The 20,888-nt window shown below is 72.9% G+C and carries 18 protein-coding genes; 11 read left to right on the top strand and 7 right to left on the bottom strand.

Features of this window, described 5'->3' with window-relative positions; translation table 11 throughout:
- Positions 1 to 236: 236 nt before the first annotated feature.
- The 5 genes from B100_RS0103750 to B100_RS0103730 all read left to right on the top strand — a co-directional run bounded on the left by B100_RS0103750 (position 237) and on the right by B100_RS0103730 (position 7,072).
- Positions 237 to 1,508, top strand: a complete 1,272-nt coding sequence (locus B100_RS0103750; RefSeq protein ID WP_024883128.1) for a sensor histidine kinase — start codon at positions 237 to 239, stop codon at positions 1,506 to 1,508.
- A 110-nt stretch (positions 1,509 to 1,618) separates the two neighbouring features.
- The gene (locus B100_RS0103745) at positions 1,619 to 2,983 is read left to right on the top strand and encodes a sensor histidine kinase (protein ID WP_024883127.1); all 1,365 of its coding nucleotides are present in this window, start codon (positions 1,619 to 1,621) and stop codon (positions 2,981 to 2,983) included.
- Positions 2,984 to 3,241: 258 nt separating this feature from the next.
- Positions 3,242 to 3,901 carry a response regulator transcription factor gene (locus B100_RS0103740; protein ID WP_024883126.1) on the top strand — a complete coding sequence of 220 codons (660 nt, stop codon included), beginning with the start codon at positions 3,242 to 3,244 and terminating at the stop codon, positions 3,899 to 3,901.
- Between the two features lie 188 nt (positions 3,902 to 4,089).
- Positions 4,090 to 6,021, top strand: coding sequence for a 2-oxoacid:acceptor oxidoreductase subunit alpha (locus B100_RS0103735; protein WP_024883125.1), 1,932 nt, complete (start codon positions 4,090 to 4,092; stop codon positions 6,019 to 6,021).
- Positions 6,014 to 7,072: a 2-oxoacid:ferredoxin oxidoreductase subunit beta gene (locus B100_RS0103730; protein ID WP_024883124.1), complete on the top strand. Its 1,059-nt coding sequence runs from the start codon at positions 6,014 to 6,016 to the stop codon at positions 7,070 to 7,072. Before B100_RS0103735 ends, B100_RS0103730 begins: the two co-directional genes overlap by 8 nt.
- 64 nt (positions 7,073 to 7,136) lie before the next feature.
- Here B100_RS0103730 and B100_RS0103725 read toward each other — a convergent pair whose 3' ends face one another.
- Positions 7,137 to 8,357 (bottom strand): FG-GAP-like repeat-containing protein, encoded by a 1,221-nt coding sequence (locus B100_RS0103725; protein WP_024883123.1) that lies wholly within the window; start codon positions 8,355 to 8,357, stop codon positions 7,137 to 7,139.
- A 212-nt stretch (positions 8,358 to 8,569) separates the two neighbouring features.
- Here B100_RS0103725 and B100_RS0103720 point away from each other — a divergent pair, with 212 nt between their 5' ends.
- The 3 genes from B100_RS0103720 to B100_RS0103710 all read left to right on the top strand — a co-directional run bounded on the left by B100_RS0103720 (position 8,570) and on the right by B100_RS0103710 (position 11,161).
- Positions 8,570 to 9,424, top strand: a complete 855-nt coding sequence (locus B100_RS0103720; protein WP_024883122.1) for an SDR family oxidoreductase — start codon at positions 8,570 to 8,572, stop codon at positions 9,422 to 9,424.
- Positions 9,425 to 9,604: 180 nt separating this feature from the next.
- Positions 9,605 to 10,639: an EamA family transporter RarD gene (gene rarD / locus B100_RS0103715; protein ID WP_024883121.1), complete on the top strand. Its 1,035-nt coding sequence runs from the start codon at positions 9,605 to 9,607 to the stop codon at positions 10,637 to 10,639.
- A gap of 48 nt (positions 10,640 to 10,687) precedes the next feature.
- Positions 10,688 to 11,161, top strand: coding sequence for a VOC family protein (locus B100_RS0103710; RefSeq protein WP_024883120.1), 474 nt, complete (start codon positions 10,688 to 10,690; stop codon positions 11,159 to 11,161).
- A gap of 22 nt (positions 11,162 to 11,183) precedes the next feature.
- Here the strand turns inward: B100_RS0103710 and B100_RS0103705 are convergent, their stop codons facing one another.
- On the bottom strand, positions 11,184 to 12,851 hold the full coding sequence (locus B100_RS0103705; RefSeq protein WP_024883119.1) for a hypothetical protein: 1,668 nt from the start codon (positions 12,849 to 12,851) through the stop codon (positions 11,184 to 11,186).
- Between the two features lie 158 nt (positions 12,852 to 13,009).
- On the opposite strand from B100_RS0103705, the gene B100_RS0103700 reads away from it, so the two are divergent.
- The 3 genes from B100_RS0103700 (at position 13,010) to B100_RS0103690 (ending at position 15,396) form a co-directional block, all read left to right on the top strand.
- Positions 13,010 to 13,519 carry a DUF6668 family protein gene (locus B100_RS0103700; protein WP_024883118.1) on the top strand — a complete coding sequence of 170 codons (510 nt, stop codon included), beginning with the start codon at positions 13,010 to 13,012 and terminating at the stop codon, positions 13,517 to 13,519.
- Positions 13,516 to 14,667, top strand: coding sequence for an amidase family protein (locus B100_RS0103695; protein WP_024883117.1), 1,152 nt, complete (start codon positions 13,516 to 13,518; stop codon positions 14,665 to 14,667). The genes B100_RS0103700 and B100_RS0103695 overlap by 4 nt, the downstream gene beginning before the upstream one ends.
- Positions 14,668 to 14,811: 144 nt before the next feature.
- Complete coding sequence (locus B100_RS0103690) at positions 14,812 to 15,396, top strand: NAD(P)H-dependent oxidoreductase (protein ID WP_024883116.1); 585 nt, start codon at positions 14,812 to 14,814, stop codon at positions 15,394 to 15,396.
- Between the two features lie 13 nt (positions 15,397 to 15,409).
- Here B100_RS0103690 and B100_RS0103685 read toward each other — a convergent pair whose 3' ends face one another.
- From B100_RS0103685 to B100_RS0103665, 5 genes are all read right to left on the bottom strand, one after another.
- On the bottom strand, positions 15,410 to 16,000 hold the full coding sequence (locus B100_RS0103685) for a hypothetical protein (protein WP_024883115.1): 591 nt from the start codon (positions 15,998 to 16,000) through the stop codon (positions 15,410 to 15,412).
- 47 nt (positions 16,001 to 16,047) lie between these two features.
- A complete protein-coding gene (locus B100_RS0103680) occupies positions 16,048 to 16,917 on the bottom strand; it encodes an ABC transporter permease (protein WP_024883114.1) in 870 nt (289 codons plus the stop codon).
- Positions 16,904 to 18,034 carry an ATP-binding cassette domain-containing protein gene (locus B100_RS0103675; RefSeq protein WP_024883113.1) on the bottom strand — a complete coding sequence of 377 codons (1,131 nt, stop codon included), beginning with the start codon at positions 18,032 to 18,034 and terminating at the stop codon, positions 16,904 to 16,906. Before B100_RS0103675 ends, B100_RS0103680 begins: the two co-directional genes overlap by 14 nt.
- A gap of 41 nt (positions 18,035 to 18,075) precedes the next feature.
- Entirely contained in the window at positions 18,076 to 19,314 is a 1,239-nt protein-coding gene (locus B100_RS0103670; RefSeq protein WP_024883112.1) for a membrane protein, read from the bottom strand.
- 259 nt (positions 19,315 to 19,573) lie between these two features.
- Positions 19,574 to 20,584, bottom strand: coding sequence for a polyprenyl synthetase family protein (locus B100_RS0103665; RefSeq protein WP_024883111.1), 1,011 nt, complete (start codon positions 20,582 to 20,584; stop codon positions 19,574 to 19,576).
- Positions 20,585 to 20,888: the final 304 nt, after the last annotated feature.

Here is a 20,888-nt window from a genome sequence, read left to right as displayed (position 1 = left end):
GCCCCTCACTCCTCAGATCGGCGACCAGGCGTTCCCACCTGTGCCCTGCCCTTGATCCGTGCCGGTGAACGTCGAACGCCACGGTCCGACGATCTGTACGCACGGGAGTCTAGGCCCTGATAAAGGCACGGTAAGCAGCCCGTCGGGGCTCGGCACGCGGGGGTGGGGTTTTCCTCAGGGCGGCCCAGCGGTCGGCCTCATGGCGCGGGCCCCCGTCGCCGGGCACGCTATGCCCCATGACCGAACCGAATCCGCAGCCGGGCACGCCCGCGAGGACCCTCCCGGACCCGGCCGCCCCCGCATCGGCCGGGCCGGGCGACCGCCCGCCCCCGGCCCGCTTCGCCTACGACGCGCACACCTGGAAGGAGATCGCGCATCTCCTGACGAACCTGCCGGCGGCGCTGGTGGGCTTCGTCTACACGGTGACCGTGCTGTCCGTCGGCGTGGGGCTGACGGTCACGGTGATCGGACTTCCCCTGCTCGCCCTCGGTCTGCTGGGGGCGCGGCAGCTCGGCCGGCTGGAGCGGGCGCGCGCGAGGGCCATGCTCGGGGTGCGGGTGGAGGAGCCGAGCCCGTTGCCGTGGCGCGGTTCCGGCGGCTTCTGGCCGGGGCTGTGGCAGGGGGTCAAGGACCCGGTGGGCTGGCGGACGTTCCTGTTCATGCTGATACGGCTGCCGTGGGGCATTCTCACCTTCGTCATCGCGCTGACGGGTCTGTTCGTGCTGTGGCCGGTGCTGGCGTTCGTCGTGCGGGCGCTGGCGGACGTGGACCGGGCGCTGGTGCGGGGCCTGCTGTCGCCGTCGGACGAGCTCGAGCGGCGCATCGCCGAACTGGAGTCGGACCGGGGCGTGGTGGTCGACGCGGCCGCGGCGGACCTGCGGCGCATCGAGCGGGACCTGCACGACGGGGCGCAGGCGCGCCTGGTGAACCTGGCGATGGGCCTGGGTCTGGCCAAGGAGAAGCTGCTGGAGGACCCGGACGCGGCGGCGTCGATGGTCGAGGAGGCGCACGGCGAGGTGAAGCTGGCGCTCCAGGAGCTTCGGGACCTGGCGCGCGGCATCCACCCGGCGGTGCTCACCGACCGGGGCCTGGACGCGGCCCTGTCCTCGGTCGCCTCGCGCTGCACGGTCCCGGTGCGGGTCACCGTCGACCTGACCGAACGGCCCGCCCCCGCGATCGAGGGCATCGCCTACTTCACCGTCTCGGAGCTGCTCCAGAACGTCAGCAAGCACAGCCGGGCGCGCTCGGCGGCGGTGGAGGTGTGGCGGTCGGAGAACCGGCTGTTCCTGCAGGTCTCGGACGACGGCAGGGGCGGGGCGAGCCTGGACGGCGGCACGGGCATGCGGGGGCTCGCCGACCGGCTGGGCGCGGTGGACGGCCTGTTCGTCGTGGACTCCCCGGAGGGCGGTCCGACGACGGTGACGGCCGAGCTGCCGTGGCGGGACCGTTCCGGCACACCGGCCGGGATCGCGCCGGGGAAGGGGGCGTCCGCCCGCGCCCGTGGGTAGGGAAAACCCCCCTGCCAAGACTGCGACGGACTCCATTCCGCGCCGGCCTGCGGCGCAGCAGTCTGGACGTACGACAGCACAGCCGCCGGACGAGGAGAAGGACGAAGCCGATGGCCACCGAGTACGGACAGGGCTACGGGCTCCCCACCGAGCCCGGACACGCGCGGGGCGTGGGGGAACGGCGGCACCGGATGCCGGCCGCGCTGCGGGCGCCGGTCGAGGGACGCCACTGGCGGGAGCTGGCGTACGTGCTGCTGGGCCTTCCGGTCAGCATCCTGCTGTTCACCTACGCGGTCACCATGGTGTCGCTGGGCGCGGGCCTGCTGGTGACGTTCCTGGGGGTGCCGGTGCTTGCGGCGGCGCTCTCCGGCTGCCGTGCCTTCGGGTCGGTGGAGCGGGCCAGGGCGCGGGGGCTGCTGGGCCTGCGGGTGGGTGAGCCGGCGCCGCTGCGGACCGACCGGCAGGGGTTCATGGGCTGGATCGGGGCCGTGCTGAAGAGCGGCACCTCCTGGCGGGCGCTGCTGTACGCGGTGCTCCAGCTGCCGTGGGCGGTGTTCTCCTTCGCCGTCAGCGTCACGTTCTGGTCGCTGGGCTGGTCGCTGGTGACGTACCCGCTGTGGTTCTGGGTGCTGCCGATGTACGCGGGCCAGGACGGCATCCAGCTCTACGGCGACGAGCAGCACTCGGTCTATCTGGACAACCCGTTCGAGATCGCGGTGACGGCGGGCGTGGGTCTGCTGTTCACGCTGGCCACGCCGTGGATCGTGCGGGCGCTGACGACGGTGGACCGGTGGATGGTGTACGGGCTGCTGGGACCGTCCCGGCTGGCCAGCCGGGTGGTCGAGCTGGAGTCGGACCGCGGGGTCGTGGTGGACACCGCGGCCGCGGACCTGCGGCGCATCGAGCGTGACCTGCACGACGGGGCGCAGGCCCGGCTGGTGGCCCTGGCCATGGACCTGGGGCTGGCGAAGGAGAAGCTGCGGGAGGACCCGCAGGTCGCGGCGCAGATGGTGGACGAGGCGCACGGCGAGGTGAAGACGGCGCTGCAGGAGCTGCGGGACCTGGCGCGCGGCATCCACCCGGCCGTGCTCACCGACCGGGGCCTGGACGCGGCCCTGTCCTCGGTCGCCTCGCGCTGCACGGTCCCGGTGCGGGTGGAGGTGGACCTGACCGAGCGGCCCGCCCCCGCCATCGAGGGCATCGCCTACTTCACGGTCTCGGAGCTGCTGCAGAACGTCAGCAAGCACAGCCGGGCGACCTGGGCGGCCGTGGAGATGTGGCGGGCGGACGACCGGCTGATGCTCCAGGTGGTGGACAACGGCGTGGGCGGTGCCGAGCTGTCCTCGGGCTCCGGACTGGCGGGGCTGGCGGAGCGGCTGGACGCGGTGGACGGGATCCTCGTGGTCGACTCGCCGGCCGGTGGGCCCACCCGGGTGACCGCGGAGCTGCCGTGGCGTGCGGAGCGGGCTCTATGACCGCGCGGTGAGACACGCGGTCCGGCGGACGGACACACGGGCGGGTGCGGGCCTCGGGCGCGCACCCGCCCGCCGACGCGGACGCGGAAGTGCGAAGGGTGTGCGGAGCCACCCCCGGCGACCGGTGACGACACCCCCACATCGGGTTGCCCCGGCCCGTCCTCCCCCGATTGCTGGAATGCTGGACCCGGCGACCGGACGCGCCACAAGGGCGGTCCGGGCGCGGCGCTTTGGGGGGCCGACGACGTGGAGGACAGGGTGCGGGTGGTCATCGCCGAGGATTCGGTGCTGCTGAGGGAGGGCCTGACCCGGCTGCTGACCGACCGGGGGCACGAGGTCGTGGCCGGGGTCGGCGACGGTGAGGCACTGATCAAGACCATTACCGAGCTGGACGCCCAGGGCCAGCTGCCGGACGTGGTGGTCGCCGACGTGCGGATGCCGCCGACGCACACCGACGAGGGCGTGCGGGCCGCGGTGCAGCTGCGCAAGGCCCACCCGGACGTCGGGGTGCTGGTGCTGTCGCAGTACGTCGAGGAGCGGTACGCGACCGAACTGCTGGCGGGTTCCAGCCGGGGCGTGGGCTATCTGCTGAAGGACCGGGTCGCCGAGGTGCGCGAGTTCGTCGACGCGGTGGTCCGGGTGGCGCGGGGCGGCACGGCCCTGGACCCGGAGGTGGTGGCGCAGCTGCTGGGCCGCAGCCGCAAGCAGGACGTGCTCGCGGGGCTCACCCCGCGTGAGCGGGAGGTGCTGGGGCTGATGGCGGAGGGGCGGACGAACTCGGCGATCGCCCGGCAGCTGGTGGTCAGCGACGGCGCCGTGGAGAAGCACGTCAGCAACATCTTCCTGAAGCTGGGGCTGTCCCCGAGCGACGGCGACCACCGGCGGGTGCTCGCGGTCCTCACCTATCTGAACTCCTGAGCGAGGCGTCGGGTCGTCTCTGCACTCCTGAGCGATGCGTCGGGTCGTCCCGCGGCCCCGGCCGTGTCCACCATCCGAACCGTTCGACCGATCCTTCAGGGCGGGCGCCCCTCACGGTCGTAGGGTTTATGCGGGGAAGGCCTGCGGGAAGGCCGTCCCGGACAGCCGCCTCGAGGAGGTCCAGTTCAGTGACCAGCCAGGTCAGCAGCCCAGCGGAGCAGGCCGACGGAACAGTCGTAGGAGAGCAGCGCACAGCGGCGGGCACGAAGGACGTCCGCCGGCTCGACCGAGTGATCATCAGGTTCGCGGGGGACTCGGGTGACGGGATGCAGCTCACGGGTGACCGGTTCACCTCGGAGACGGCGTCCTTCGGCAACGACCTCTCCACACTGCCGAACTTCCCCGCCGAGATCCGGGCCCCGGCCGGGACGCTGCCGGGGGTGTCGTCGTTCCAGCTGCACTTCGCCGACCACGACATCCTCACCCCGGGTGACGCGCCGAACGTGCTGGTGGCGATGAACCCGGCCGCGCTGAAGGCGAACATCGGTGACCTGCCGCGCGGGGCGGAGGTCATCGTCAACACCGACGAGTTCACCAAGCGGGCGATGCAGAAGGTCGGCTACGCCACCAGCCCGCTGGAGGACGGCTCGCTGGACGGCTACCACCTGCATCCGGTGCCGCTGACGACGCTGACGGTGGAGGCGCTGAAGGAGTTCGACCTCAGCCGTAAGGAGGCCGAGCGGAGCAAGAACATGTTCGCGCTGGGTCTGCTGTCGTGGATGTACCACCGGCCCACCGAGGGCACGGAGAGGTTCCTGCGCACCAAGTTCGCGAAGAAGCCGGACATCGCGGCGGCGAACATCGCCGCCTACCGGGCGGGCTGGAACTTCGGGGAGACCACGGAGGACTTCGCGGTCTCCTACGAGGTGGCGCCGGCGGCGACGGCGTTCCCGCCGGGCGTGTACCGCAACATCTCCGGCAACCTCGCCCTGTCCTACGGGCTGGTCGCCGCGTCCCGGCAGGCGGACCTGCCCCTGTTCCTGGGGTCGTATCCGATCACGCCGGCCTCGGACATCCTGCACGAACTCAGCAAGCACAAGAACTTCGGTGTGCGCACCTTCCAGGCCGAGGACGAGATCGCCGGAATCGGGGCCGCGCTGGGGGCGGCGTTCGGCGGGTCGCTGGCGGTGACCACCACCTCCGGGCCCGGTGTCGCTCTGAAGTCGGAGACGATCGGTTTGGCGGTGTCGCTGGAGTTGCCGCTGTTGGTGGTGGACATCCAGCGCGGTGGCCCGTCGACGGGTTTGCCGACGAAGACGGAGCAGGCGGACCTGCTGCAGGCGATGTACGGCAGGAATGGTGAGGCGCCCGTGCCGGTGGTCGCGCCGAAGACGCCCGCGGACTGCTTCGACGCCGCGTTGGAGGCGGCGCGGATCGCACTGACCTACCGCACCCCCGTCTTCCTGCTCTCGGACGGGTATCTGGCCAACGGCAGCGAGCCGTGGCGGATCCCGGAACTGGAGGAGTTGCCCGACCTGAAGGTGCGGTTCGCGCAGGGCCCGAACCACACCACCGAGGACGGCACCGAGGTGTTCTGGCCCTACAAACGCGACCCGCACACGCTGGCCCGCCCGTGGGCGGTCCCAGGCACACCGGGCCTGGAGCACCGCATCGGCGGCATCGAGAAGCAGGACGGCACCGGCAACATCTCCTACGACCCCGCCAACCACGACTTCATGGTCCGCACCCGCCAGGCCAAGGTCGACGGCATCGACGTCCCCGACCTCCAGGTCGACGACCCCGACGGCGACGCCCGCCTGCTGGTGCTCGGCTGGGGCTCGACATACGGCCCGATCACGGCCGCGGTACGGCGTATCCGCAAGGAAGGGGGACGAATCGCGCAAGCCCATCTGCGCCACCTCAACCCCTTCCCGCACAACCTCGGCGAGGTCCTGCGCGGCTACGACAAGGTGGTGATCCCCGAGATGAACCTCGGCCAGCTCGCCACCCTCGTCAGAGCGAAGTACCTGGTCGACGCCCGCTCGTACAACCAGGTCAACGGCATGCCGTTCAAGGCGGAGCAGCTCGCCACGGTGCTGAAGGAGGCCATCGATGACTGACGCCGACACGCTGCTCCAGCTCGTGCCCAAGGCCGAGGGCAAGCAGACGATGAAGGACTTCAAGTCCGACCAGGAGGTGCGCTGGTGCCCGGGCTGCGGTGACTACGCCGTGCTGGCCGCCGTGCAGGGCTTCATGCCGGAGCTGGGCCTGGCTCGCGAGAACATCGTGTTCGTCTCCGGCATCGGCTGCTCCTCCCGCTTCCCGTACTACATGAACACCTACGGGATGCACTCCATCCACGGCCGCGCCCCCGCCATCGCCACCGGCCTGGCCACCTCCCGCCGGGATCTGTCCGTGTGGGTGGTCACCGGCGACGGCGACGCGCTGTCCATCGGCGGCAACCACCTCATCCACGCCCTGCGCCGCAACGTCAACCTCAAGATCCTGCTGTTCAACAACCGCATCTACGGACTCACCAAGGGCCAGTACTCCCCCACCTCCGAGGTCGGCAAGATCACCAAGTCGACCCCCATGGGATCGCTGGACGCGCCCTTCAACTCGGTGTCCCTGGCGATCGGCGCGGAGGCGTCCTTCGTCGCCCGCACCGTCGACTCCGACCGCAAACACCTCACCGAGGTGCTGCGCCAGGCCGCCGACCACCCCGGCACCGCGCTGGTGGAGATCTACCAGAACTGCAACATCTTCAACGACGGCGCCTTCGAGGTCCTCAAGGACCGGCAACAGGCCGAGGAAGCGGTGATCCGGCTGGAGCACGGGCAGCCGATCCGCTTCGGCGCCGACAGCGGCAAGGGTGTGGTCCGCGACCCGGCCACCGGCGACCTGAAGGTTGTCGCCGTCACCCCGGAGAACGAGGCGGACATCCTCGTCCACGACGCGCACTCCGCCTCCCCGACGAACGCGTTCGCGCTCTCCCGGCTCGCCGACCCCGACACCCTGCACCACACGCCCATCGGGGTGTTCCGCTCGGTGGACCGGCCGGTCTACGACACCCTCATGGCCGACCAGCTCGACACCGCCGTCGACCAGCACGGCAAGGGCGACCTCGCCGCACTCCTCGCCGGCGGCGACACCTGGACGGTTGTGGGCTGAGCACCGACGGGAAGGGCCCCGGCATCCATGTGGATGCCAGGGCCCTCACGTCGTCCGGGTGCGCTCAGCAGAAGTCGCTGAGGCCCCACCATTCGCCGTGGGTCCGCTGGGGTCCGTACACGGTTCCGCCGGCCCGTCCGCGGTAGGTGATCAGCCAGCCCGGGTTGCCCGAGTAGCCGTCGATCACGTACCGCTCGTTGCTGACGGCGGCCAGGTCGGGACGCCCGTCACCGGAGAAGTCGCCGACCGCGATCAGGTGCTCCATGGCGCTCCAGCCGCCGCCGACGAGCGTGCGCGAGCCAAGCCGCGCGGTGGAGGTTCCCGGGTAGAGCCACAGCTTGCCGGTGGCCTTCTCGCGGGCGTACAGGTCGGGGCGTCCGTCACCCGTCACGTCACCCATGCCGGCCAGCGCGTTCATGCCGTTCCAGCCGCCGGAGCCGATGAGCTTGCGCCCGCCCAGCTTGCCGCCGGAGCCGCCCGGGTAGAGCCACAGCGCACCGGTGGACTTCTGCACGGCGATCAGGTCGGAGCGCCCGTCGCCGGTCAGGTCGCCGTAAGCGGTGATGTGGTTCATCGAGTTCCACCCGCTCGCGCCCAGCAGCTCGCGTGTGCCGAGGGAGCCCGTGCCGGTGCCGGGGTAGAGCCACAGCTTGCCGGTGGCCTTCTCCCGGGCGACGAGGTCCTCGCGGCCGTCGCCGCTGAAGTCGCCGTGCCGGGTCAGGGTGTTCATGGCGTTCCAGCCGCCGGAGCCGATGAGCCGGCCGGTGTCGTTCCCCGGGGTGAACCAGAGCCGGCCGGCCAGGTCACGGGTGATGACGTCGGCCTTGCGGTCGCCGTTCATGTCGCCGAAGCCCTGGGCCGTGGCGGAGGTCTCGGAGACCCAGCTCGGGTAGGCGGTCTGGCTGCACTCGCGGTCGGTGCGGACGAACTTGATCGAGCTGGTGGTCGCCTCCGAGGAGCTGCTGAGCTCGCCGGGTGAGTTCGGGTCCTGGGCCCAGTAACCTCCCCACGGAACGTAGTCCTTGTCCTCGTACAGGCAGGCGATCGACTGCGTACGGTTGACGTACGAGCGGATCCTGTTGTCCCAGCCGCCCAGGTCCGCGACGTTCTTCTTCGTCTTCCACATCGAGCCCTTGGCGTCCTCGCCCGACCACCCGCAGAAGTAGCCGGACGGGCAGTCGTAGGAGCTCGCCGCCGCCGGGGCGGCGGTCGCGACGGTCAGGCCGGTGCCGGCCAGCGTGAGGCCGACGAGTGCCGCGACACCCCGATTGAATCGTTTCCGCATATATGAGTCCCCTCCCAGTGAGGCGCGTCCGCTCCTCGCACCCCCCGATGCGACGGCCCCCGGCGGACTGCCTGGGCCCTGCGGCGGCTACACGCGCGAGCGTGATCGTAGAGCAAGCGCCGGTGCCCCCGCGCCCCTGGACGTACACTTTCCAAAAGTTAGCGCCCGCCGTACAGTTAGTACCTAGCCACCCCCTGAGGAGTTGTCGCATCATGAGCATCGTCGTCACAGGAGCCAGCGGGAAGCTCGGCCGTCACGTCGTGGAGCAGCTGCTGGAGAAGGTCCCCGCGGAGCAGGTCACCGCCGTCGTCCGCAGCCCGGAGAAGGTGGCGGATCTCGCGGAGCGCGGGGTGCGGGTCGCGGTCGCCGACTACAACGCCCCGGAGACCTTCGACGGCCTCTTCGCGGCCGGCGACAAGGTCCTGCTGATCTCGGGCAACGAGTTCGACAAGGGCAGGGTGCGCCAGCACACGGGTGTCATCGACGCCGCCAAGGCGGCCGGTGTCGCGCTGCTCGCCTACACCAGCGCCCCCGGCACCCTGAGGGCCGCGCTCGCCGACGACCACCGCGGCACCGAGCGGGCGCTGCTCGACTCGGGCGTGCCGTACGTGCTGCTGCGCAACGGCTGGTACCACGAGAACTACACCGAGAACCTGGCCCCGGTGCTGGAACACGACGCGGTGCTCGCGGCAGCCGGCGAGGGCCGGGTCTCATCCGCCTCCCGGGCCGACTACGCGGCCGCAGCGGTCGCCGTACTGACCGGCGAGGGCCACGAGAACACGACGTACGAGCTGGGCGGCGACGAGGCGTGGAGCTTCGCCGAGTACGCGGCCGAGCTGAGCCGGCAGACCGGCCGGGAGATCGCCTACAACCCGGTCACGACCGAGGCGCTCACCGGCATCCTGGCCGGTGCGGGAGTCCCCGAGCCGGTGGCGGCCGTCCTGGCGGGCGTCGACGCCTCGATCGCCGAGGGTCAGCTGGTGGTCGACAGCGGCGACCTGTCCCGGCTGGCCGGCCGCCCGACCACGCCGATCGGCGAGGCGATCGGCGCCGCGCTGAAGGGCTGACCTCCGGGCCGCGAGGGCCCGGGTCCGCGCCAGACGCCGGCCACCCCCACCGGTCATGACCGTATGCCGGTACGGACATGACACGTGGGGGTGTCCGGCGTTACCGTCGTCCGGTGGGTCCGCGCGCGCGTCTGCGGGCCCGGTCGACTTGGGGACGCGTCGGACACGAAGGAGGGGCCCGTGACCGGGAAGCCGGCCGCAGAGCGGCGCATAGGACTGCTGAACGGCTTCGCGGCGTACGGGATGTGGGGGCTCGTCCCCCTGTTCTGGCCCCTGCTGAAGCCCGCGGGAGCCGTGGAGATCCTGGCCCACCGGATGGTGTGGTCCCTGGTCTTCGTGGCCGCCGCGCTGCTGGCCGTCCGCCGCTGGGCGTGGATCGGCGAGCTGCTGCGGCAGCCGCGCAAGCTGGCGCTCGTCACGGTGGCCGCCGCGGTCATCACCGTGAACTGGGGTGTCTACATCTGGTCCGTGAACTCCGGGCACGTCGTCGAGGCGTCCCTCGGCTACTTCATCAACCCGCTGGTCACCATCGCGATGGGCGTCCTGCTGCTCAAGGAACGCCTGCGGCCCGCCCAGTGGGCGGCGGTCGGAGTCGGTGCCCTGGCGGTCGTCGTCCTCACCGTCGGCTACGGCCGGCCGCCGTGGATCTCGCTGTGCCTCGCCTTCTCCTTCGCCGTCTACGGACTGGTGAAGAAGAAGGTCAACCTGGGCGGCGTCGAGTCGCTGGCCGCCGAGACCGCGATCCAGTTCCTGCCCGCACTGGGCTACCTGGTGTGGCTGAGCACCCAGGGTGACTCGACCTTCGCCGCCGAGGGCACGGGACACGCGCTGCTGCTCGCCGCGACCGGCATCGTCACCGCCATCCCCCTGGTCTGCTTCGGCGCCGCGGCGATCCGCGTCCCCCTGTCGACGCTGGGTCTGCTGCAGTACCTGGCCCCCGTCTTCCAGTTCGTGCTCGGCATCCTCTACTTCAAGGAGGCCATGCCGCCGGAGCGCTGGGCCGGGTTCGCCCTGGTGTGGCTGGCGCTCGCCCTGCTCACCTGGGACGCGCTGCGCACCGCCCGCCGCGCCGCCCGTGCCCTCGCCGGGCGGACGGCCGCCGCGCGCGAGGCGGCCGCGCGCGAGGCCGCCGCCGAGCCGGGCGCCGGCGGATCCGTGCCCGTCGCCGCGCCGCTCTCCGAGGCGGAGGCCAAAGCGCTGGAGACCAAGCCGTAGGCGCGTGGCGGACCGGCTCTGTCAGTGCGGCGCCCTATAACGGGGCGCATGACGCAGACACCCACTCCGGCCACGCCGGTGCACTGGAAGCTCGTTGTGGACGCGGCCGACCCGCACGCCCAGGCCGACTTCTGGGCCGCCGCCCTGCACTACGTGGTCGAGGACAACAGCGCGCTCATCGCGAAGCTGCTCGCGGCGGGGGCCGTGCCCGAGGCGCTCACCGTCGAGTCGCACGGCCGCCGCGCGTGGCGTGACCTGACCGCCGTACGGCACCCCGACGACCCCTTCGAGGAGGAGAGCGGCACCGGGCGCGGACGGCGGCTGCTGTTCCAGCGGGTGCCCGAGGAGAAGACGGTCAAGAACCGCCTCCACATCGACCTGCACCCTGGCGGCGACCGCCGCGACGAGGAGCAGGCCCGGCTGGAAGGGCTCGGCGCCCGGGTGCTGCGGCGGGTGGACGAGCCCGGCGGGAGCTGGGTCGTGATGGCGGACCCGGAGGGGAACGAGTTCTGCCTGCACTAGCCGGCTCCCCGGGGCGGGCGGCTCAGTCCTTCCGGGCGCGGGCGGTCAGGCGGTCCATGCGGGCGTGGGCGGACTCCAGCTCGTCCGCCTCGTCGGCGGCGGGTCCGCCCTCGGCGGCGAGCTCGGTCCACAGCGCCGTCAGCTCGTGGCCCAGCTCCAGCCCGAGCAGCGGGTCGCGCACCCCGCGCCACGCGGTGGCCGCGCTGCGGACATTGCCGTACGCGGCCTCCGCGTCGCCCGCGCGGCGGCAGACGACGGCGAGGTCCATGGAGAGCCGGAAGGCGCGCAGGGGCTCGCCGGCGAGGTAGGCGATGTACGCGGTCAGCTCGCGCAGCCGCAGCACCTCCGGGTGCTCCGCCCCGAGGGTCTGCGAGGCCTGCGCCACGGTCTCGTCGGCCAGGCCGGCCGCCGTGTCGATCCGGCCCGCCCGGACGGCCTCGTTGATCCGCTCCAGGGGTGCGGCGAGCGGGCTGCCGGCGGGGGCGGCGGGCTCGTCGCCGAGCACGGCCTCCGCGACGGCGTCGAAGCCGCGGGGCGGGGTGGGCCGCGCGTCCGGGTCGGCGTCGAGCACGAGGTCGGTGGGCGCGCCCCGGCCGCGGACGGGCGTCGGGGCCGCCGCGTCCGGCCGGAGCCGCGGCTCCATGGACGGCGGCGGTCCGAACGCGCCCGTCGGGGGCGCGACCGTGCCGGGCGGTGTGCCCGGAGGCACGGGACCGGCCACCGTCCGCAGCCGGAACGTGGGCGGGGAGTCGAGGGGTTCCTGGGTCCCGGGGACCGGGCGCGGCGGGAAGGTGGGGGTGACGTCCCGTACCGGGCCGGGGGCGGCCTGAGCGTCGGCCTCCGCGCCCGGGCGCAGAAGACGCGTCGGCAGGTCACCGGCCCGTGACTGCGGCACCGGTGAGGGGGAGGCCGGAGCAGCGGCCGAGGGACCGTCCGAGCCTGAGGGAGCGGCGCGCGCCGGGTCGAAGGCCGGTGTCCGGGCCGAGTCCGGGGCGAAGGCCCCAGTCACGTCAGGGGCAAACCCCCGCGTCGGGTCCGGGGCGGCGGACGTGGACGAGTCCGGGGCCGAGGTCCCGGTCAGGTCAGGGGCAGGACCCCGCGTCGGGCCGGAGGTGCCAGACCTGGTCGGGTCCGGGGCGGCCGACCTGGACAGGTCCGAGGCCGGTGTCCGGGCCGGGTCCGGGGCAGAGGTCCGGGCCGGGTCCGGGGCTGAGGTGCGGGCCGGGTCCGGGGTGAAGGTCCGCGCCAGGTCAGGAGCAGAACCACGCGTCGAGTCCGGGGCAGCGGGCCTGGACGGGTCCGGGGCAGCGGGTCGGGCTGCGGCCATGTCGGGGGCGGGCTCCCCCGGCGTCGGCTGTGCCGCGCCGGCCCGGTGGCCGCCCTGGGCGGCGCGCAGCAGCGTCGGCCGGTCCGTGAAGCGGCTGGAGCCGTCCGGGGCGACCAGGAGCGGGACGACGTACCCGATGCGCTCGTCGCGCACGGTGGCGATCACGGCGTGCCCCGAGGCGACGGCGATGCGGTGCAGGCGGTCCAGCACCGCCTGCTGGATCTCCTCGCCGGGTCCCGCGATCACCCGCACCCCGTCGACCGAAGCTCCCGGCTCACCCGACCCGTCGGCCGGGACACGGACGTCGACCGGCACCGCGGCCTGCTGCTGTTCTCGCTTCTTCTCGCGGCTGAGTCGAGTCATCGTTCCCTCATTCGGGTCGTACACCTACCGTCGAGTCTGTCCGCTCGCCCGCGCTCTGCACGTCACCGCGTTGTCACAGGCTCGTCCCAACGGCCGAGGGCCCCGCTTCCGTGCGGGCGGAGGGCATGGACGATCGGCCGGGCGAGCAGGAGAAGGACATGCGGGAAGGCACGGGACAGGGACCGGAGATCTGGCTGCGGGGGCCGGTGGCGGCATCGCGGGCGGAGGGCCCGCCGGGGCCCGCGCACGCCCGGGCGACCGCCCGGAGCTTCTCCTGGATCGGTCTGCACGGCGGCGCGGGCGTCTCCACACTCGCCACGGTCTACGGCGGTCACGACGGCGGACGTGCCTGGCCCGCGCCCTCCGCCCCGCGGTCGGTGCTGCTCGTCGCCCGGACCCACGCGGCCGGGCTGGACGCGGTGCTGCCGGCCGTCGACCTGTTCCGGCGCGGCGAGGCGCCGGACGGGCTGGACCTGGACGCCGTGGTCCTCGTGGCGGACGCGCCGGGACGGCTCCCGCGTCCCCTCGCGCACAGGGTGCGGCGGATCGAGTCGGTGATCGACGTGTACCGGGTGCCGTGGGTGCCGGACTGGCGGCTCGGCGACCTGGGCGGCCGGCTGCCCCGCGAGACGGAGCCGCTGGCCCGCCTCACGGGCGCCGTGCGGTGAGCGGGGACGGCGCGCGGGAGATCGCCGCCGCCGTACGGGAAGGCTCGCGCAGGGCCGTGGACGTGGTCGCGGAGGCGCTCGCACGGATCGGGCGGGCCGACCCGGTGCTGTGCGCGTTCGTCGAGGTGTGGGACGAGGAGGCACCGCGGCGGGCGGCGGAGGTGGACGCGCGGGTCGCCGCCGGTGAGGACCTCCCGCTGGCCGGGGTGCCGGTCGCGGTCAAAGGGCGGCGGGGACTGCGGGCGGCGGGGCCGCTGCTCACGGCCGGTGCGGTCGCCGTGGGCGCCACCGCGGTGCCGGGTCCGGGGACGCCCTGGCAGACGTGGGGGCTCGGGGCGGGCGGCCGTACGGTCAATCCGTGGCGGGCGGACCGTACGCCCGGCGGGTCTTCGGCGGGGGCGGCGGTGGCGGTGGCGGCCGGGCTGGTGCCGTTGGCGACGGGCTCGGACGGGGCGGGGTCGGTGCGCGTCCCGGCGGCGTGGTGCGGGGTGCTGGGCCTGAAGGTCACGGGTGGCCGGTTCCCCTCGCCCGACCGTACGGGCCTGGCCGCTCCCGGGGTCCTCACCCGCACGGCGGGGGACGCGCAGGCGTGGTGGCGGCTGGTGTCGGGGCGGGCCCGACCGTCCGCCCCGCCGTTCCCCGTCACCGCGGCCTGGTCCCCCGACCTGGGCTTCGCGTCGCCCGACGCCGAGCCCGTCGCCCTGGCCCGGCAGGCGGTCGGCCGGCTCGTCGACGCCGGGGTGGTACGCCTCGTACGGCCCCCGCGAGCCCCACTGCTCCTCGACCCCGGACCGGCCTGGCTCGCCCTGCGCACCCCGGGCGCCGACCTCACCGACGCCCACCGGGTCCGGGCGGCCGACGACGAGCGTCTGCGTGCCCTCTTCACTCGCGCCGACCTGCTCCTCACCCCCACGGCGCCCACCGCGCCGCACGGCCACGACGGCCCCGGTGACGTGTACTCGACCGCGCTCACCTGGGCGTTCAACCTCAGCGGTCACCCCGCGCTGAGCGTCCCGGCCGGCTTCGGCACCGACGGCTGCCCGGCGGGACTCCACCTGGTGGCACCGCACGACCGGGAGGACCTGCTGCTCTCGGTGGCGGTGGAGGCGGAGAGGCGGGGGGCGGTCGAACCCCTGAGGACGCCGTAGCGAAGGCGGGGAGTCCGAGCCACGAGGCGCGTGGCGGAGGAACCGCCCGGTTCCCACCCCTTGGACAATTACTTGCATGTGCATAAGATGCAGAAGCTTGTTATTGGCGAACGCCGACTATGTGGGGGATGACTGACCATGACCATGACCCGCCGTTTCCTGTTCGCCCTGGGCAGCGCCCGCCCGGACGGCAACTCCGCGCTGCTCGCCCGCCGGGCCGCCGAACAGCTGCCCCCGGACGTGGAACAGCAGTGGATCGACCTCACCGCGCACCGACTGCCCGACTTCGAGGACCTGCGTCACGACAGCGACCACGTCCGTCCGACCGGGGGCACCACCGCCCTGCTGCTGGACGCCACGCTCGCGGCGACGGACCTGGTGATCGTCTCCCCGCTGTACTGGTACTCGGTGTCGGCGCAGACCAAGCGCTACCTGGACCACTGGTCGGGCTGGCTGCGCACCCCCGGCCTGGACTTCAAGGCGACGATGGCGGGCCGCACTCTCTGGGGCGTCACCGCGCTCGCGCACGAGGAGCCCGAGGTCGCCGACCCGCTGGTCGGCACGCTGAACAACTTGGCCGCCTACATGGGAATGCGGTTCGGCGGGGTGCTGCTCGGCAACGGCAGCAAGCCGGGGGACGTGCTCAGGGACACGCGGGCGCTGGCGCGGGCCAAGACGTTCTTCGCCCAGGACGCGCCGCCCGCCCGCTTCCCGTACGAGGCCGGCTGACACCGGCGCCGTCTCACCAGCCGAGCTGCGCCTCACCCAGGACCTCGCTGCCGATGTGGGCGGCGAGGTCCTGGGCGAAGGGCAGGTCTCCCCACTTGGTCACATGGACGAAGACGGTGTGGTGCTCGGTCCAGTCGCCGAGCTGGGCTTCCTCCCCGTGGAACACGACCTGGATCCCGTCGTACTTCGAGGACCGGTCCACATCCGCGTCCGAGTCGTCCGGCCAGCGGCCGTGCCACTCGACGGAGGTCATGCCCTCGCTCAGCGCGGCCAGGATCCCGTTCTCCACCCGGTCGCGGTCCACCTCCTCCGAGAAGGAGAGCGGCAGGTGTTCGGCGAGCGCCGCGTCGTCCACCGCCGGCACGTCGAGGTCGAACCGGACGTAAGCGCCCGTCGCCGGGTCAGTCCGCGTGCCGAGGTGGTCGAAGGGCAGCCCGGGCGCCATCGCGGCGATCTGTCGCACATCGCGGACCGTGGGAAGTTCGGTGAACAGCCACACCTTGTCCTCGACATTTCCCAGCAGCGCGCACAGCCGCCTGGCCTGCCGAAACGCCTCGGCCGCGTCGGTGGTCCGCAGGACGGGGTACGCCCGTGAGTTGCCCATGGGCAGAACCGTCACACGTCCCGGCCCGCCCGTGCGAGCGCATTTCCCTACGCGGTGATGTCCTTGCCCGTGAAGCGGGCCCAGGCCGCCGAGCCGAAGACGGCGGCGTAGAGGGCCTGGAGGCCGAGGTTCTTGGTCAGGTCGTCCCAGTGGACCGGCTCGCGCATCAGGTCGGCGAAGGACAGCCAGTAGTGGGAGAAGAGGTAGGGGTGGAGGGCGTGCAGCTGGGGGATCTGGTCGACGATCTGCACGGTGATCAGCAGCCCGACGGTGGTCGCCATCGCCGCGACGCCGCTGTTGGTCAGCGTGGAGACGAACAGGCCGAGTGCCGCCACCCCGATCAGTGAGACGGCGACGACCAGGGCGATCAGGAGGGCGCGGAGCAGCCCCTCGGAGAAGCTGATGCGGGTGCCGGAGATGGTCGTGAGGTCGCCCAGCGGGAACAGCAGGGCGCCGGTGATCAGCGCCGAGACGGCGACCACGAGGGTGGCGACCAGACAGAAGGCCATGACCGTCGCGTACTTGGTGAGCAGCAGACGGCTGCGGCCGGAGGGGGCGACCAGCAGGTAGCGCAGGGTGCCGGCGTTCGCCTCGCCGGCGACGGCGTCTCCCGCGACCACCCCGACGGCCATGGGCAGGAAGAACGGCAGGGTGGCGGCGAGCGCGGTGAAGACCAGGAACAGTCCGTTGTTGGTGATCTGCGAGATGAACGCCGGTCCTCCGCCGCCACCGCCGCCTGCCGACGAGCCGTCCCCGGTCTCGATCCGCACGGCGATGCCGACCAGTACCGGCACGGCCGCCAGCACGCCCAGCAGGGCGAGGGTCCGCCAGCGCCGGAAGGTGGTGAGCAGCTCGCTGCGGAACAGCCCGAGGGTCCACAGCGGGTTCACCCTCCGTACCGCTTCAGCCCGCGACATCGAAGCCCTCCCCGGTCAGCGCCACGAACGCGTCCTCCAGCGAGGCCCGTTCGACCCCGAAGCCGCGCACCCGGACGCCTGCCGTCACCAGCGCCGCGTTGACCTCGGCGAGATCACGCCCGGGCACCTCGCCGGTCACCCGCTCCCCGTCCACGACGACGTCGTCGACCCCCTGCTCCTTCAGCACCCGGGTGGCGTCCGACGCGTCCGGTGTGGTCACGACCAGCCGGCCCCGGGCGCCCGCGGCCAGGTCGGCGACCGGTCCCTGGGTGATCAGCCGGCCCCGGGCCATCACCGCGACGTGGGTGCAGACCTGTTCGATCTCGTCGAGGAGGTGGGAGGAGAGGAAGACGGTCGTGCCGTCGGTGGCCAGCTCGCGGACGAGCGCGCGGATCTCCCGCATGCCCTGCGGGTCGAGGCCGTTGGTCGGTTCGTCAAGGACCAGCAGCCTGCGCGGTCGCAGCAGGGCGGCCGCGAGACCGAGGCGCTGCTTCATGCCGAGCGAGTACGCGCGTGCCTTCTTGCCGGCCGCGGCCGTGAGCCCCACCCGGTCCAGGGCGGCGGCCACCCGGGCCTTCCGGGTGCGCGGGTCGGCGGTGGGGTCGGCGGCGTCGAGGCGCAGGAGGTTGTCCCGGCCGGAGAGGAAGCCGTAGAGGGCGGGGCCCTCGATGAGGGCGCCGACGTGGGGCAGGACGGCGCGCGCGGACCGGGGCATGGGCCGCCCCAGCACGTGCGCCGTCCCGGAGGTCGGCTCGATCAGGCCCATCAGCATGCGGATGGTGGTGGTCTTGCCGGAGCCGTTTGGGCCGAGGAAGCCGAAGACGCTGCCCGCCGGGACGGTCAGGCGCAGGTCGTCGACGGCGAGCTGTCCGCCGCGGTAGCGCTTGGTCAGTCCGCGGGTGACGACGACGCCGTCACCCGCGGCCCACCCGCCACCGGTCGGCTCCGTGGCGGGCGCCCCGTCGCGCGTCGGCTCCGTGGCGGGCGCCCCGTCGCGCGTCTGCTCCGTGGCGGGCGTCCCGTCGCGCGTCTGCTCCGTGGCGGACGTCCCGTCGCGCGTCTGCTCCGTGGCGGACGTCCCGTCCATCGGCTTCCCCGTGACGGGCGTCCCGTCCATCGGCTTCCCCGTTCCCTCGCCGCGTCGCTGGGTGCGGGTACCTACTTCCCCGCGTCGGCCGCCTTCACCAGCGCGTCCTTGGTGACGGCACCCACGTAGACCTTGCCGTCCTCGGTGATCAGGGCGTTGACCAGGCGGGTGCCGAACACCGTGCCGGTGCCGAAGTCGCCCTTGACCTCGTCGCCGAGCGAGCCGAGGAAACCGCCGAGGTCGCCGCCCGCCTCCGCGGTGGGCAGGCCGGCCCCGCTGCCGGTGTCGAAGGTGGCGACGGTGTTCCAGCCCTCGCCGAGCATCGTCAGCCCGTCGAAGCCCTTGGCCAGGTCCTGCTCGGACTTCGGGGACTTCGGGCCCCGCTCCGGCTTCCCGAAGTGGCCGCGCTCGCGCTCCTGTTCGTCGCCCTCGGTCACCTTGGCGCCCTTCGGCGGGGTGAAGTCGAACGTGGAGGCGTCCGGGCGGTCGAAGCTCACCTTGGTGAAGCCGACGTCCACGACGGCCGCGCCGCCGCTCGACGGGGTGAGCGTGAACTTCAGCGGCAGGCCCGTCTCGTGGTCCACCGCGATGCTGATGGCGCCGACGGTGGAGCCGGACCCCTTGGGTTCGACGACCAGCTTGTACGCGTCCCGGCCGGCCACCTGGGCGGTGCCGTCGACCTTCACTGACGTGGTGTCGTCGACCGCCTTCAGCGCCTCCTCCGCGAAGTCCTGCGGGGTGGCCGGGGGCCGCTCCTCGCTCCGCCCGCCGGGAGCGTCCGCGTCGTCGACGGTGGCGTGGTAGACCTCGTTGGAGCCGCTGTCGTAGCCCCAGACGTCCTTGCCGTCGTGGATGAGGCTGTACTCCGCCGCGTTCTCCAGCAGGGAGAGCTTCTGGCGGTCCGGGCCGTCGGCCGCGACCCGCAGGGTGTGCGTGCCGGACGCCAGCTCGGTGAGCCGGCCGGACGGGTCGGCGGAGGAGCCGCCCTCCTCGCCCGAGCCGGCCGCGCCGGACAGCAGGCCGCTCTCCAGGCCGCCGAGGTCCGGCAGTCCGAGGTCGGTGGTGATCTTCACGGTGCCGGACAGGTGCTCCACGTCCGACTGCGCGATCTTCTCGATGAGCTGGGCGGCGGTGATCTCCGGCAGATCCGGGTCACCGGAGTCGGCGAGCGCCGGGACGAGTCCGATCGTCGCGGCCGCCACGCCCATCACCGTGACAGGGACGACGTACCGGGCGGCCCTGCGCCGCAGCGTGCGCGGCTCCTCGGCTTCTCCCGCGGTCGTCGTGTCGTCGGATGCGTGCGGTGCCATGTGTGCCCTCCGTCGTCGGCGGCGGCTTCCGTCTCGTGTCCTCACACCAGTCTCGGCCCGAGCCGCCATTCTCACCCGAACCGGTGAGAAGTGGTGTTGTCCGTCGTGTTCCATCTGACCAAACCCGCACGGCGGATTCGTCAGACCGCGGGCTCAACTGCGCGTACTGCTGCGGTATGACACAGGACGACGGCACCTCACCCGACCCGTAGGGGTCACCCGGGTGCGGGAGGCGTACGGGGGGCCGTACGGGCGCCGGTCAGCCGGCCCGGTGCACGACCGCGTCGCACAGCTCGACCAGCGCCGCCTTGGCGGGACCGTCGGGCAGCGGGGCGAGCGCGGCGCGCGCCTCCTCGGCGTAGCGCACGGTGTCCCGGCGGGCCTGCTCCAGGGCGGGGTGGGCGCGCAGCAGCCGCAGCGCCTCGGCGTGCCGGGCGTCGTCGGTGAGGTCGGAGTCGAGCAGCTCGCACAGGGCGACGTCCTCGGCCAGCCCCAGCCGGGCCGTCCGCTCGCGCAGCCGCAGCACGGGCAGGGTGGCGATGCCTTCGCGCAGGTCCGTGCCGGGGGTCTTGCCCGACTCGTGGGAGTCCGAGGCGATGTCCAGGACGTCGTCGGCGAGCTGGAAGGCCACTCCGAGCCGCTCGCCGTACTGGGTGAGGACGTCCACCACCGTCTCCTCGGCGCCGGACATCATCGCGCCGAACCGGCAGGAGACGGCGACCAGGGAGCCGGTCTTGCCGCCGAGCACGTCCAGGTAGTGGTCGACCGGGTCGCGCCCGTCCTGAGGACCCGCGGTCTCCAGGATCTGTCCGGTGACCAGCCGCTCGAACGCCTCGGCCTGCACCCGCACGGCCTCCGGGCCGAGGTCGGCCAGGATGTGCGAGGCGCGGGCGAAAAGGAAGTCGCCGGTGAGCACGGCGACCGAGTTGCCCCACCGGGCGTTCGCGCTCGCGACCCCGCGCCGCACCTCGGCCTCGTCCATCACGTCGTCGTGGTACAGCGTGGCCAGGTGGGTCAGCTCCACCACCACGGCCGACGGCACCACACCGGGCGCGTAGGGGTCGCCGAAGCGGGCGGCGAGCATCACGAGCAGCGGACGGAACCGCTTGCCGCCGGCCCGCACCAGGTGCTGGGCGGCCTCCGTGATGAACGGCACCTCGCTCTTGGTGGCCTCGAGCAGCCCTTCCTCGACAGCCGTCAATCCGGCCTGGACATCGGCTTCCAGAGCCTGGTCCCGCACGCTCAGCCCGAACGGCCCGACGACGGTCACGAGGGGTCTCCTGTCTGCTGGTGTCTGCTGGCGGTTACACGGTGTGTCGATAGGTCGCTGCCACCACTCGAGTCAGCGTATCCGGTCACCTTTCGATCACCGCCAGGGCCCGGGGTCACAAGCAGGGCGATAGGGGATCAGAAGCGGAGTGTTTTTGATCGGTTGATAACAACGGACATTCCTCTGCTTCCCGGACACAGCGACCGGTGAACCATCCTGCCCGCCCTGCCGTCCGATTTGCCGTCATTGCTATGCGAATTCCTGTACGCCGCAAATGCGCTCCCGCCCCGCGTCCCGTGAGGTG

Source organism: Streptomyces sp. CNH189 (genome assembly GCF_000527195.1).
Note: the sequence above shows the minus strand (reverse complement) of the source record. Positions and strands in the feature narration are given on the sequence as shown.